Below are 14697 nucleotides of genomic sequence, written 5' to 3'. Positions count from 1 at the left end.
AGGGCCCGGCGGCCTATTTTTTCGCCGTCGCGCGATTCTCCTGCACCAGCACGCCGCCGTCCGCGCGCGCGCCGCCGCTTGCGACCCGGCCGCATCGGGTATGCTGCCCGCGCACGGACAGGGAGCGGGCAGGTGCGGTGCGCAATGACGCGATTGATGCGGTTTCTTGCGACACTGCCGCTGGCGGTGCTGAGTTTGGCCGCGCCGGCCAGCGAACAGCGCCCGCTGAATGAGTACTTCCGCGAAACCTGGACCACGCGCCAGGGCCTGCCGCACAACCTCGTGCAGGGCGTGGCGCAGACGCCGGACGGCTATCTCTGGTTCGCCACCTGGGAAGGCGTGGCGCGCTACAACGGCATCGAATTCCGCTCCTTCGACCGCGCCAACGTGCCGGCCCTGGCCGACAACGGCATCCGCTCCCTGCTGGTCACGCGCAACGGCGCCCTGGTGCTGGGCACCTCGCGCGGCGGCGTGACCTTGCTGCGCGACGGCGAGTGGTCGCGCCTGGACATGCGCAACGGCCTGGCCCAGGACGAGATCATGGACGTGGCCGAAGACCGCCGCGGCCGCCTCTGGGTGGCCACCGAAAGCGCCGGCCTGGACCGCGTCGACGGCAGCAACATCCGCCACTACGGCCTGGAGGAAGGGCTGCCCAGCCGTTCCATGTACCTGGTCACCGCGCATGCCGACGGCAGTGTCTGGGCCGGCACCACCGAAGGCCTGGTGCGCGTGCGCGAGGACGGCGTGGACCGCTACGGCAGCGAGAACGGCCTGCCGCCGGGGCCAGTGTTCGATATCGCCTTCGACCCCGACGGCAGCGCCTATGTCGGCACCGAGCGCGGCCTGTACCGCGGCGTGGACGGCCGCTTCAGCGTGGCCTCGGCGGAACTGCCGGTGGATGCGATCCAGCGCCTGCTGTTCGACCGCGCCGGCAATCTGTGGCTGGGCACGGTCAACCACGGCGTGCTGCGCCTGCGCGATGGCCATGTGGAAGTCCTGGGCAGCGAGGTCGGCCTGCCCAACGACCGCGTCGCCGCCCTGTTCGAGGACCGCGAAGGCAGCGTGTGGGTGGGCACCAACGGCGGCCTGCTGCGCCTGCGCGACGCGCCCTTCGTCACCTATACCAACGAACACGGCCTGCCCGACGACTACGTGCGCAGCGTGCTGCAGACCGCCGACGGTACGCTCTGGGCCGGCACCAGCCGCGGCCTCGCGCGCTGGCATGGCACCCACTTCGAGCCGCTGGCCGCGCAGCATCCGGCGCTGGGCGATTCGGTGCTGAGCCTGGCCGACGACAAGGCCGGCGGCCTGTGGGTAGGCACCTATGCCAACGGCCTGCTGCACTGGAAGGACGGCAAGCTCGCCACATGGACCACCGGCGACGGCCTCGCCGGCAACCAGGTGCGCGCCGTCGCCACCGCGCGCGACGGCACGGTGTGGGTGGGCACGGCGCGCGGCCTGTCGCGGCGGCGCAATGGACAATGGCGCAGCTTCAGCCCGGCCGACGGCCTGCCGCGCGAATTCATCATCACCCTGCATGCGGCCGCCGACGGCCGCGTCTGGATAGGCACGGCCAACGGTGCGGCCGTGGCCGAAGGCGATGCGATCACGCCGCTGGCGCTGCCCGGGCCGGAACAGATCGAGGACGTGTTCGGCTTCCACGAGGACGCCGACGGCACGATCTGGATGGCTACCGACCGCGGCCTGGTGCGCCACCGCCAGGGCAAGGCCGCCGTGATCTCGCGGCGCCAGGGGCTGAGCGTGGACACGGTGTTCCAGGTGGTCGAGGACAATGCGCAGCAGTTCTGGCTCAGCTCCAACCGCGGCGTGCTGCGTCTGTCCCGCGCCGAGGCCGAGGCCGCCGCCGATGGAAAATTGAATACGGTAACTGTGGAAATGTTTGGCGAAGCAGACGGCATGGCCAGCGCCCAGTGCAACGGCGGCTCCGGCCCTGCCGCCTGGCGCGGCGCCGACGGCCAGGTCTGGGTGGCCACGGCCATGGGCCTGTCCAGCGTGGACCCGGCGCGGCTGGGCCGCTTCGCCCGTTCCGCGCCGCCGCTGGTGATCGAGGAAGTGCGCGTGGACGACCGCGCCCTGCCCGCCCGCGACGCGCTGGACCTGGCGCCCGGCACGCGCAAGGTCGAATTGCATTTCGCCGGCCTGAGCTACCTCATGCCGCAGAAAATCCGCTACCGCTACCGCCTGGACGGCTTCGACCCCGATTGGGTCGAGCGCGGCAACCGCCGCTTCGCCCAGTTCACCAATCTCGCACCGGGCGAATACCGCTTCCGCGTTTCCGCCGCCAATGCCGGCGGCGACTGGAACACGGACGAGGCCAGCCTGGTGCTGCGCGTGGCGCCGCAGCTGTGGCAGCGCAGCGGCTTCTGGGCCGGCGTTTTCCTGCTGGTCCTGCTGCTGCTCTATTTCGCCTACCTCGCGCGCACGCGCCAGCTGCGCGCCAACGAACGGCGCCTGCGCGAACTGATCGACCAGCGCACCCAGGATCTGCGCGCCCAGACCGAACGCCTGACCGCCGCCGATGCGGAAAAGAGCGCCCTGCTGGTGCGCCTGCAGGAACACGCCGACGCCTTCGAGCGCCAGGCGCGCGAGGATGCGCTGACCGGCCTGGCCAACCGCCGCTGGTTCGACGAACAGCTCGCCCTGGCCTTCGCCCGCGCCGTGCGCGAAGGCGAGCCGCTGACCCTGGCCCTGGTCGACATCGACCACTTCAAGCGCATCAACGACCGCTACTCGCATGCCACCGGCGATGCGGCGCTGCGCCGCGTCGCCGACCTGATGCGCAGCCAGCTGCGCCCGCAGGACCTGATCGCGCGCTACGGCGGCGAGGAATTCGCCCTGCTCTTCCCCGCCACCAACCTCGAACAGGCGCGCCATGTGGCCGAGCGCCTGCGCGCCGCGGTCGAAGCCGGCGACTGCTCGGCCTTCGCCAGCGATCTGCACATCACCGTGAGCATAGGCCTGGCCGAACGCAGCGGCAGCGTGCACCACGAGCGCCTGGTGTCGCAGGCCGACGTACACCTGTACGAGGCCAAGCATGCCGGCCGCAACCAGGTGCGCGGCTGATTGCAGCGCCGCCCCTTGCAAACGCAATCGCCGCCGCCACTTCGTCGGCCAGTTGACCGACACCGGCCGCAACGCCAGAATCGCGCCCCCATGAAGATCCCGACGCCCCTGCTGATAGTGAATCACCTGCTGCGCCAGCGCGCAGCGCGGGTGCGTCTGCCTGGAGCGAGCGGCATCTAGCGTCGAACCGACGCCCGCCGCAGCAGCGCAGAACAAGCACCCGTCCGGGTGCTTTTTTTTGGCCTTTTTTCCGCCGTCACACACAACACCGAGGAGAACGTGTCGTGAATACCGCCACCGAGACAGAGACCTGACCGCGCGCCCTGCAGCCAACCGGGGACGCGCGGGCGTATCCGTTGGCAACGCAAAGCGAGCCCCTCATGAACGTTCCCACTGCTTCCCGCTGGCGCAACCTCGGCATCATTGCCCATATCGACGCCGGCAAGACCACCCTCACCGAACGCCTGCTGTGGAAGACCGGCGCCATTCATCGCATGGGCGAAGTCCATGACGGCGCGGCCACCACCGACTTCAATCCGATCGAGCGCCAGCGCGGCATCACCATCACCGCCGCGGCGGTGCAGACGTACTGGAGCGTCGCCGGCCCGGGCGAACACCGCCTGACCCTGATCGACACGCCGGGCCACATCGATTTCGCCATCGAAGTGGAACGCTCGCTGCGCGTGCTCGATGGCGCCGTGGCCGTGTTCTGCGCCGTCGCCGGCGTGCAGCCGCAGTCGGAAACCGTGTGGCGCCAGGCGCGCCGCCACGGCGTGCCGCTGATTGCCTTCGTCAACAAGATGGACCGCACCGGCGCCGATTTCGCCGGCGTGCTGCAGCAGATGCGCGACAAGCTCGACGCCAACCCCTGGCCGCTGGGCATTGCGCTGGGCACGGAAAGCGCGCTGCGCGGCTGGGTCGATCTGGTCGGCCGCAGCGTGGTGCTGTGGGACGAGGACGGCGGCTTTGAACGGCGGCCGTGGTCGGCTGAAGAAACCGCGGAATATTCACCAGCGCGCGAGCGCCTGGCCGAAGCCGTGGCCGATCACGACGACGCCCTGGCCGAAGCCTTCCTCGCCGGCACGGTGGATGATGCCTTGCTCAAGGCCGCGCTGCGCCGCGCCACGCTCAAGGGCGCCGGCGTGCCGGTGCTGGCGGGTTCGGCGTTCCGCACCAAGGGCATGGAAAGCCTGCTCGATGCCATCGTCGACTACCTGCCTTCGCCGCTGGACCGTCCCGCGGCGCAGGCGCAGAGCGGCGCCGGCGCGGTGGAACTCCCGCCCGACGCGGCCGGACCGCTGGCCGGCCTGGTGTTCAAGATCGTGCACCAGGAACACGGTCCGCTGGCCTTCGTGCGCCTGTATTCGGGCACCTTGAAGGTGGGCGACATGGTGTGGGCTTCGCGCCGCGGCCGCCGCGTGCGCGTGGGACGGCTGCTGGTGGTGCAGGCCGACCGCGGCAGCGACGTGGCGCAGGCGGTTGCCGGCGAGATCGTCGCGTTGGCGGGCTGGAAGGACGCGGCCAGCGGTGAAACGCTGAGCGCGGAAACCGACCGCCTGGAACTGCCGTCGATCCAGGCCCAGCCCGCCGTGCTGTCCTGGCGGCTGGCGGCGGAGCAGTCGTCCGGGCTGATCCGGCTCGGCCAGGGCCTGGCCAGCCTGGCCCAGGAAGATCCGTCCTTCCGCGTCGGCACCGATGCGGAAACCGGCGAAACCCTGGTCTGGGGCATGGGCGAGCTGCATCTGGAAGTGATGGTGCAGCGCCTGCGCGAAGAGTGGAAAGTCGGCGTGCGCACCGGCGCGCCGCACGTGGCCTACCAGGAAACACCGGCACGCGCGGTACACGGTGTGGAAGGACGGCTGGCCAAGCAGAACGGCGGCATAGGCCAGGCCGCGCGCGTGGTGATCGACGTGGAGCCGCTGGCCGAAGGCGGCTTCGAGTTCGTCGACCGCAGCCGCGGCGGCGTGATCCCGCGCAACTTCGTGCTTGCGACCGAAAAGGGCTTGCGCACGGGGTTGAACGAAGGTCCGCTGGGCCATCCCGTGGTCGGCCTGCGCGTGGTGCTGGTCGATGGCGAGACCCACGCGGTGGACTCGTCCGAACAGGCCTTCCAGCGCGCAGCGATGGAAGCGCTGCGCACGGCGCTGGCCCAGGCCGGTACCGTGCTGCTGGAGCCGGTGATGGAGCTGGTGATCGACACGCCCGCCGCCCATGTCGGCGACGTGATCGGCGACCTGCAGCGGCGCAGCGGCCGGGTGTCGGCGATCCTGGACCACGGCAGCCGCAGCGACGTAACCGCCCGCGCGCCGCTGGCGCAGCTGTCGGGCTATACCACGACGCTGCGTTCGCTGACCCAGGGCCGCGCTTCGGCGGTGATGCTGTTCGACGGCTACGAGCCGGCGCGTCCGCTGAAGACCGCGGCGTAAAACGGAAAGGAGCCGGCAACTGCCGGCTCCTTTTTCCTGTTCGCCGGTTTTGTCGTTCGCCGGAATCCGCTGCAATCTGCACATCGGAATGCGCAACCGGCAGACAAGGTGCGAGCCTTGGCCGGGACGCCGATCCGCAGCTTCCCGTCTTCCTGCACCGCGCACTTCAAGCCGGCAGCGACAATCCCGCCGCCCGCAGCGCCGCGCCCACATAGGCAAACAGCGCCGGATCGAGTCCCTGCGCCGCCATGGCCTGCGGCTGCGCCTGATACGCCCGGCCCAGCTTGCGCGTCACTTCCGCGTCGCCGCCGGTGAAGGCCTGCACCAGCGCATACCAGCGCTGGGCCAGCGCCTGCGCCGCGGGTGCTTCCGCCGGCACGCCGGCCTCCAGCGCCGCGCGCACCTGGGCGATCAGTTCCGGCCACAGCTGCTGCGCCTCGGCCAGGCCGGCCGCGCCCAGCTGCTCGGCGCGGCGGGCGAAATCCGCCCGCTGCTGCGCCGTCCATTCCACATTCAATTGCGTCGTCATTGCGATGGTCTCCACCAGTTCGTCGAGGTCCAGGGTCGATGACGAAACCACGCCGTGCTGCAGCCGGCGCAACGCGAGCAGGGTCTGCTGGCGCTCGCTGCATTCGCGTTCCAGCACGGCGATGCGCTCGCGCAGCAGATGCGCCGCCACGCCCGGATCGCGCGCCAGCAGCCGGCCTATCTGCGCCAGGCTGAAACCCGCCCGGCGCAGCAGCAGGATCTGCCCCAGCCGCGCCAGCGCCGCACTGCCGTAGAGCCGATAGCCCGCGGCCGAATGCGCGGCGGGCTGCAGCAGGCCGCGCTGCTCGTACAGCCGCAGCGCCTTGGCACTGACGCCGCTGCGCGCGGCCAGTTCGCCGATGCGCAGATAGGATGGGGTGGACTTCGTCATCGGCGCCAGTCTCGGGGCTGCCCTTGGGACAAGGTCAAGCGGATGGATGCGCTGAAATCCGCAGCCAGGATTCGAGATTCGAGTTCAGGATTTTGCGGTTGTGGTCGCGAGTGCAGGCGGGTTGGCGAGGCGAGTTCATCGCCATGGCTGACGCAGGCATGGGGATGAACCCACCGCCGGCCATGCCGATACTGCCGCCCGCACGCAGCGCGATGGCGTGCGATCAGCGAACGGCTGGCGCAGGCGCCCCAGACAGGAGCCTGATGCCGCCGGCACTGCGAACGATGTGCTCACTGCCGCGCTGCTTCCGCCGCGCGCAGCAGCCGCAGCACGTTGCCGCTCCACAGCTTCTCCAGATCGGCCTCGGAATAGCCGGCCGCGCGCAGGCGCGCGGTGACCTTGGGCAGGGCGCCGATGTCTTCCATATCGCGCAGTCCGCCGCCGCCGTCCCAGTCGCCGCCGAAGGCGACGTGGTCCACGCCGACGACTTCGATCAGGTGCAGCAGGCTTTTCATGAAGCCTTCAAAATCCTGGTCCCACAGCGGCCGGGTCTTGTCCAGCGCGCGCGTGTCGGCGGTCAGCTTCGCCTGCTCGGCCGGCGTGGCCGCACCGATATGTTCCAGCTTGTCGAACAGGGCCTCGCGCTCGGGGCTCAGGTTCATCGTTGTCAGATAGACCGTAGTCACGCTGACCACGCCGCCGGCAGCGGCCAGCTTGCGCAGGCGCGCGTCGTCGAGATTGCGCGGATGGTCCCAGATCGTGCGCGAACCGGAATGCGACAGGATCAGCGGCGTGCGCGACAGCGCCAGCATCTGGTCGAAGGCTTCGTCCGAGGCGTGGCTGGCGTCGATGACCATGCCCAGCCGGTTCATCTGCGCCACCCATTCGCGGCCCAGCGGGCTGAGGCCGTGCCACTGCGGCTTGTCGGTGGAGGAATCGGCGAACTGGTTGCTCTTGGTATGTACCGGGCCGGCCATGCGCACGCCGCGCTGGTAGAACTCGCGCAGCAGGCCCAGGTCCTCGCCCAGCGGATAACTGTTTTCCATGCTGAGGTAGGCAAAGCGCCTGCCCGCGGCATCCAGCCGCGCCGCATCGTCGGCGCGCGTGGCCAGCGCGATGCGTCCGGGAAATTTCGCCACGGTCGCATGGATCAGGTCCGCGCGCTCCCGCGCGAAGGCCAGCGCCTTGGCATAGCCGGCGGCATCCAGCGGCCCCGGCGCGGTGTAGATCACGAAGAAGCCGCCATCCAGATCGCCCGCATCCATGCGCGCGAGATCGACCTGGATCAGATCCGTCGCATAGTCGTGCCGGTCGCCGAAACTCCAACCGGCGCGGCCGAAGTGCATGGGCGTGTCCAAGTGCGTGTCCAGCGTCAGCAGGCGGCGGTGCAGGTCGTCCGCCTGTTTCGGCGCCGAAGCGCAGCCAGCCAGCAGCAGGGAAGCCGTTGCAGCAATGACGAACCTGTTCATCCGCTCGTTTCCTCGATCGGTGTGCAGCGCCGGAGCATAGCGCAGCGGCGGGCCGCCGCCGCGCAGGCCAGCGCGCCGCCGCCTCATTGCATCAAATCGAAATCCCCGCCCAGCACCTTGTCCAGCCTTCCGCTGCGCCAGCCGCGCACGGCGTCGCGCACCAGCGGCGTGGGCTGTTCCTGATAGCGGCGGCAGAGGCGGGATTCGGCCTCGGGTTCCGCATCGAAACCGGGACCGCCGTCCGCGGCGACACGCACGCGCAGGCGCAAACGCTCGGCGGGATTGCCCTCGCCGCGCTCCAGCACATGCAGGCCGCGTTCGTCGCGCAGCGACTGCCAGGCGCCGAAGCCGCTGACCTGCAGACGCAGGCGCGCCTGGCGCGGGTCGCGTTCCAGCACGCGCACGCGCATGCCGCGCTGCTCGGCCCAGTCCAGGTACATGTGCGCGAGCTTTTCCCACCACGCCACGGTGTCGGCGGCGGCGCGGTCGGCCGGCAGCAATTCCAGCTGGGCGTCTTCGGCTTCATCGGCCAGCAAGGCCGTGGTCGCCAGTTCGATCAGGTGCAGGCGCACGGCCAGGCGGCGCACCACGTCGAGCACGCCGCGGCCGCCGCCGGTCACGCGCTGGGTCAGCGAGTGCGCGCCGCGCACGGCGTTTTCGATGCGGTCCATGCGTTCGAGCCGGTCCAGTACGGACTGGCGCGCGGCGCTGTCCCAGAAGTCGCGCGCCTGCATGGCCTGCGCCGCCTGTTCTTTCAGTTCCAGCCAGTCCGGTTGTTGCAGACGCTGCTCGCAGGCGGCCAGCGCGGCCTGCAGTGCGGCGCGCGCCGCGGCGTCGGCGGACGGATCCAGCGCCAGTGCGCGCAGATCGGCGCCGGCCGTGCTGACGGCCGCGGGACGCGCTTCCGGCGCCGCGTCCGGATCGACGAAGCGCACCTGCAGCGCATCGCCGGCGCCGGTCACGAACAGGAACTGGCCGCCGCTGGGCACGCGGTTTTCCACAATGGTGCGCGACAGCGGCGCCAGCAGGTGCTGGTCGATCGCGCGGCGCAGCGGGCGCGCGCCCAGATCGGGCGTGAAGCCGCGTTCGAGCAGGAAATCTACCGCCGACGGTTCCCATTCCACCGCCCAGTCGCGCGCGCGGAAACCGCGCCGGGCCAGCACCAGCTCCAGTTCCTTGTGCAGGATGTCGCGCATCACTGTGCGCGACAGCGGCTGGAAGATGACGATACGGTCCAGCCGGTTGAGGAATTCGCGGCGGAAGGTGGCGAACAGCGCGCGCTCGGCCTCGCCGCGCGCCGAGGCATCCGCCGCGGCGACGAAGCCCGGCCCGCTGCGCCGGGTCACGGTGGAGCCGACATTGCTGGTCAGGATGATGAGGCTGTGGCGGAAATCCGCGGTATTGCCCTGGCGGTCGGTGAGGCGGCCGTCGTCGAACAATTGCAGGAACAGGTCCCACACGCGCGGATGGGATTTCTCGAACTCATCCAGCAGCACCACCGCGAACGGAGTCTGGCGGATGCGGCCGGTCAGCGAGGTGGCGCGCTCGCCGCTGCCCTCGTCGATCAGGCGCCAGTAGGCATCTTCGGACTGGTATTCGCTCATGTCGAAGCGCAGCAGCTTCTCGCGCGAGCCGAACAGGTATTCGGCCAGCGCCTTGGCCAGTTCGGTCTTGCCGGTGCCGGTGGGGCCGGCGAACAGGAACACGCCCAGCGGCCGGTGCGGATCGGTGAGGCCGGCCTTGAGCATGGCGATGCGGTCGACCAGTGCATCCACGGCTTCGTCCTGGCCGATCACGCGGCGGGTGAAGAAACCACGCACCTGGGCCAGATCCAGCTGCGCACCGCCGTCGAGGATTTCCAGCGGCAGGCCGGACTGGCGCGCCAGCGTGGCGAGGATCTGCGCCCGCGTCAGCGGCAGTTGCGGCGGATCCGCCTGCTGCGCCGCGCGCAGGCTTTCCTGCAGCAGGCGCAGGCTGCGGCCGGGTTCGGCGCGCTCGGGGAACTGCTGCGCGGCGAGGTTCATGGCTTCGTTGACCAGCTCCGCGCCGGCGACTTCGGCGCCGCAGGCCTGCGCCGCCGCGGCGGCCCAGGCCAGCGCGAGATCGCGCGTCTCGGCGCGGTCCAGCGCTTCCACATTCAGCCCGGTGACCAGGTTCTGCACGCGCGGGCGCTGCGCGATCACGCGGCTCCACGCATCCAGCGGGCTTTCGCCGAGCAGGCGGATCTCGCGCTTTTCCAGATGCGGCAGCAGCAGGTCGAGGATGCCGCTGGAATCGCTGATGCTGCGCCCCTTCTCCAGCAGCTGGTGCGCCTCGGGCACGTACCACAGTGCGTTGGGCCGGTTCAGCGCGCGCACCATGGCGGTGACGCGGCCTTCCAGTTCGCCGATGTATTTCTGCCCGGCCAGCACCTGCGACGGACTGGCTTCCAGCACGCACCAGCCCTGTGCGGCGAGCTGGCGCAGGCATTGGCGGATCAGCGTGCTCTTGCCGCTGCCCTGGGGGCCGGTGAGCACGGCGCTGCTGCGCGGCTCGCGCGTGAGCAGGGTCAGCAGGCGCTGGATCGCTTCGGCGTCGCCGGGCGCGGCGATCTCGCCGTCGGCATCGGTGGCCTCGATCAGGCGGCCGACCTGGGCCAGGGTTTCGCGGTCTTCCCGCGCGCGCAGCTGCTGCGCCAGCTGCGCGGCCAGCTCGCTGCCGCGCGCATGGCCGCTGCCGGCCAGCCAGCCTTGCAGCGCAGTCAGCTGGCCCGGATGCAGGCCGGCCACACCTTCGCCCAGGGGCGCCTGTGCCGGCAGCGCATCGAAATAGCGCTGCAGCGCCGCGCGCGTGAGCGGATGGTCGAACCACCATTCGTTCATGCGCGGCAGCAGGCCGTCCAGGCTGGCCGGATGCGGATGCGCGGCGAGATAGCCCAGCGCGTAGTGCAGGCTGAAATAGCCCAGGCCTTCGACCGTGCGCACCACGTCCAGCGGCACCACATCGCCGGCACGGTGCAGCGCGACCAGCGCGGCGCAGCTCAGCGGCACGTTGCGCGCGGGCACGCTCTCCAGGCGCTCGCGCGTGCTGAAGGCGCTGCCGGCGAGCAGTTCCACCGCAGCAGTGAATTCGGCCATGGCGGCCAGCTCGTCGGGGTGGTCGAAACTTTCCATGCGTTCGACGCAGGGCCGCAGCAGCACATAGAGGCGTTCGCGCGGCGTGGCTTCGGGGCGGGCTTCGCCGGGCGCGGGTCCGGCCGCCGCAACCTCTTCGGCGGCGGCAGCGGAGGGATCCGCGCCCGGCGCGGGCACGGCAGCGGTTTCCGTCATGGCGACGGCGGCAGTTTCCGCGCTGGATGCCGGTGCAGTCCCGGTCTGCGATTCCGTCGCTGCCGGCGGCGGCGGACGCCGCGCCGCTGCGCGCGGCAGCAGCGACCACGCCGCGAGAAAGCCCACTACCGCACCCAGCACGAACACCAGCCCCATCGTCCACCTCGCAATCCGGTCCGAAACGGGAGTTTCCCACAGGCCTGCGCGCCCCGCTGTGGCCGGCAGCGGCGGCGCCCGGCGCTGGCGGGCTCAAGCGGCCGGGTTCCTTGGTTATCGGTCGACCTGCGCATGCTGCGACGCAAGACCGACCCTGTCGCCGCCGCGGCCGTTGCGGCTGATCTGGCGCATCCGCCGACGATCGCCGCCATAAGCCTGCGCGGTGTTCAGCTACAACGCCTGCTGCAACGCAGGACGAACACACGTTCGTCGGAAAAAACGAGTCCGCCTCCGCCCGCAGCCGGACAAGTGAACCAGCGCACATATGCACAATTCTCCTATGCCCATGCGTTGCCATTGCCGCAGCGAGCGTGTACACCGTCGCCCCGGGAGAGGTGCCAGGCAACGGGTAGACGGCGCAAGCCGGCGGCACACAGGGATCGCGGGACAGCTCGAAGGCGGATCTGCGCACGTTCGATGACGCAGCCGCCACAGCCGCGATCTGCCGCCAGCCCGCGCCGACAGGATGGAGCAGGGGTACTCCATCCGCGGCAGCGACGAGATCGCCTGCGGGTACGCAAGACGCGCAATCAGTCGTGACACCAGCCGCCGCCGCGGCTGCGCGCGGCTTTGCCTCCTGCAGCCGCGCCGGGCGCTGCCGCCCTGCGTCGCGCACCGGTGACAGGGAGGTCGAACATGCCGCGCCAGCGGCCATTCGTACACCGGGAGGGAAAGATCGAATGAACGCATCAACGCAACATCACCGCCGCTGGGGCGCCGCGCTGTGGCGCGCCGCCCTGCCCGCCTGCCTGTTCCTGGCACTCACCGCCGGCGCCGGCAACGCCGCCGAGCCGCCGCAAGCCAGAGCGAGCACCATTTCAATACAATTGGACAATTACCGCGGCAAGGCGGACAGCCTGGCCCAGGTCAACCTGTTCACGCCGGCCACGAGCCGATCCGCCAGCGCCGATCCGGTGACCCAGCTCGCCGTCAGCAGCGGCACGCTGCTGGAACTGGACACCGGTGCCATCGCCGCATTGCAGAAGGCCCAGCCCAGCTCGATCACGCTGGCCCTGCCCACGCGCGAGCGCGGCACGGTGGAGCTGGAACTGTTCGCCCACGACATCTTCGCGCCGGATTTCAAGATCACCGCCAGCGGCGGCGAGGACACCAGCAAGATCAGCCGCGGCCTGCACTACCGCGGCATCGTCAAGGGCGAGCCGTCCTCCTTCGCCGCGGTCAGCGTGTTCGACAGCGAAATCATCGGCACCTTCTCCACTGCGACCGAAGGCAACTGGGTCATAGGCAAGCTGGAAGGCCTCAACCGCAGCAACCGCCATATCATCTACGCCGAATCCGCCCTGCTCGACAAGAGCGGCGCGCCGGGCTGCGCGATGGATCTCAAGGGCGGGCCGCGCGGCTCCCTGGCCAAGTTCTGGGACGATCCGGCCGAGGAAGCCGCAGCCGCTGAAGCACCGGCGGTGGCGGCGGCCAGTGCCGGCGCAGGCAGCAAGGCCAGCGACGAGCTGCAGACGGTGAAGTGCGCGACGGAATGGATGGAAGCCGAGTACGACATCTTCCAGAACCGCGGCAGCCTGCAGGCGGCGACCGACTACGTCACTGCCGTGTTCAACAACTCCTCCACCCTGTACGCCAACGACGGCATCACGCTGAAGCTGCAGCAGGCCTATATCTGGACGTCGGCCGATCCATACAACGGTTCCAGCTCGACCAGCAACCTGTCCAGCTTCCAGAGCAACCGTGCGTCGAGCTTCACCGGCACCATCGCCCAGCTGCTGACCTTCCGCTCGCTCGGCGGCGGCGTGGCCGCGGGCTTCAGCGGCATCTGCAACGCCTCGCGCTCGGCCAGCATGTGCACCAGCGGCGTGCAGTCCTCGTACAACACGGTGCCTACGTATTCCTGGACAGTCAGCGTAGTGACCCACGAGGCCGGCCATCTGCTCGGTTCGCGCCATACCCACGCCTGCGTGTGGAACGGCAACAACACCGCGATCGACGGCTGCTCCGGCGCCACCGAAGGCGGCTGCCCGCTGCCGGGCAATCCCTCCGGCGGCGGCACCATCATGAGCTACTGCCATCTGACCAATGTCGGCATCAACTTCAACCGCGGCTTCGGCTCGCAGCCGGCGACCACCATCCGCAACCGCGTCGAAGGCGGCAGCTGCCTGGGCAACTGCGAAGGCGGCGGCGGCGGCGGTGCGCTCACCCGCGGTGTGGCGCTGACCGGACAGTCGGCAGCGACCAATACGTCGCTGGCCTATACGCTGGCGGTGCCGGCCGGTGCGACCAACCTGACCTTCACCACCTCCGGCGGCAGCGGCGATGCGGACATGTTCGTGCGCTTCGGCAGCGCGCCGACCACGACCACCTACGATTGCAAGTCGGAAGGCTCGACCAACGCCGAAACCTGCACCATCGCCGCTCCCAGCGCCGGCACCTACCACGTCATGCTGCGCGCCTATGCGGCGTTCTCGGGCCTGAGCATCGTCGGCAACTACAGCACCGGCGGCGGCGGCACGCAGACCTACAGCAATACCACCGATGTCGCCATCAGCGACAACGCCACCGTGGAAAGCCCGATCACGGTCTCCGGCCGCAGCGGCAACGCGCCGTCCAACGCGCAGGTCGCCGTCAACATCGTGCACACCTACCAGGGCGACCTGAAGGTGGATCTGGTCGCGCCCGACGGCAGCGTCTACGTGCTGCACAACCGCGCCGGCGGCGGCACCGACAATATCGTGCAGACGTATACGGTGAACCTGTCCAGCGAACCGCTCAACGGCACCTGGCGCCTGCGCGTGAACGACAACGGTCCTGGGGATGTGGGCAAGATCGACAGCTGGAGCATCACGTTCTGAGCTGATGCAGCACTGATCGGAAGCTGCGTTCCAGGACGCAGCGGATGAAGAGAGCGCAAGGGAGCCGGGCGGGAGACCGCCCGGCTTTTTTATGGTTTTTTGGGTACCTTGTCTTCGATGCGCTGCTTTGTGAGTCGCCTTTCGATGCGCAGTTTTTAGTGAGCGGCGTATAGTGCATTGCCTTTGATGCATCGCCTTTGATGTATCGCTTTTGATACCTCGGCCTTTGATGCGGCGGACAGGCGCAGTGATTCATTACCATGACAAGACGCGGCGGCTGTTTGTCAGGGCGGCTGCAGTAAACAGGCTTGCGCGACTGCACGGCGACGCGAAAAGCCCTTATGTCTCGCCGCCCCCGTACTCTAGGCGTCGAGAGCCGGCATGCGCGCCCGTAAAGCCCCTGGTGAGCAACCGAGGGAGAGCCTGGAGCCGCATGCCGGAACTCACGAAGCGCCC

6 protein-coding genes are annotated in these 14697 nt (G+C 69.7%); 3 read left to right on the top strand and 3 right to left on the bottom strand.

Annotation, left to right across the window (positions count from 1 at the left end; genetic code table 11):
- The first annotated feature begins 144 nt into the window (after positions 1-144).
- Entirely contained in the window at positions 145-3084 is a 2940-nt protein-coding gene (locus NM961_RS21565; RefSeq protein WP_255916499.1) for a two-component regulator propeller domain-containing protein, read from the top strand.
- Between the two features lie 380 nt (positions 3085-3464).
- The gene (fusA, locus tag NM961_RS21560) at positions 3465-5510 is read left to right on the top strand and encodes an elongation factor G (protein WP_255916498.1); all 2046 of its coding nucleotides are present in this window, start codon (positions 3465-3467) and stop codon (positions 5508-5510) included.
- A gap of 166 nt (positions 5511-5676) precedes the next feature.
- Here fusA and NM961_RS21555 read toward each other — a convergent pair whose 3' ends face one another.
- The 3 genes from NM961_RS21555 to NM961_RS21545 all read right to left on the bottom strand — a co-directional run bounded on the left by NM961_RS21555 (position 5677) and on the right by NM961_RS21545 (position 11362).
- A complete protein-coding gene (locus NM961_RS21555) occupies positions 5677-6429 on the bottom strand; it encodes a MerR family transcriptional regulator (protein ID WP_255916497.1) in 753 nt (250 codons plus the stop codon).
- Between the two features lie 290 nt (positions 6430-6719).
- Positions 6720-7898: a dipeptidase gene (locus NM961_RS21550; RefSeq protein ID WP_255916496.1), complete on the bottom strand. Its 1179-nt coding sequence runs from the start codon at positions 7896-7898 to the stop codon at positions 6720-6722.
- 83 nt (positions 7899-7981) lie between these two features.
- Complete coding sequence (locus NM961_RS21545) at positions 7982-11362, bottom strand: AAA family ATPase (RefSeq protein ID WP_255916495.1); 3381 nt, start codon at positions 11360-11362, stop codon at positions 7982-7984.
- A 740-nt stretch (positions 11363-12102) separates the two neighbouring features.
- Here NM961_RS21545 and NM961_RS21540 point away from each other — a divergent pair.
- On the top strand, positions 12103-14241 hold the full coding sequence (locus NM961_RS21540; RefSeq protein ID WP_255916494.1) for a proprotein convertase P-domain-containing protein: 2139 nt from the start codon (positions 12103-12105) through the stop codon (positions 14239-14241).
- The last annotated feature ends 456 nt before the right edge of the window (positions 14242-14697 follow it).

Origin of the sequence: Tahibacter harae (assembly GCF_024437735.1) — a bacterium.
GTDB classification, from domain to species: domain Bacteria; phylum Pseudomonadota; class Gammaproteobacteria; order Xanthomonadales; family Rhodanobacteraceae; genus Tahibacter; species Tahibacter harae.
The sequence above is the reverse complement of the archived record's forward strand: the minus strand, read 5'-3'. Positions and strand labels throughout refer to the sequence as shown.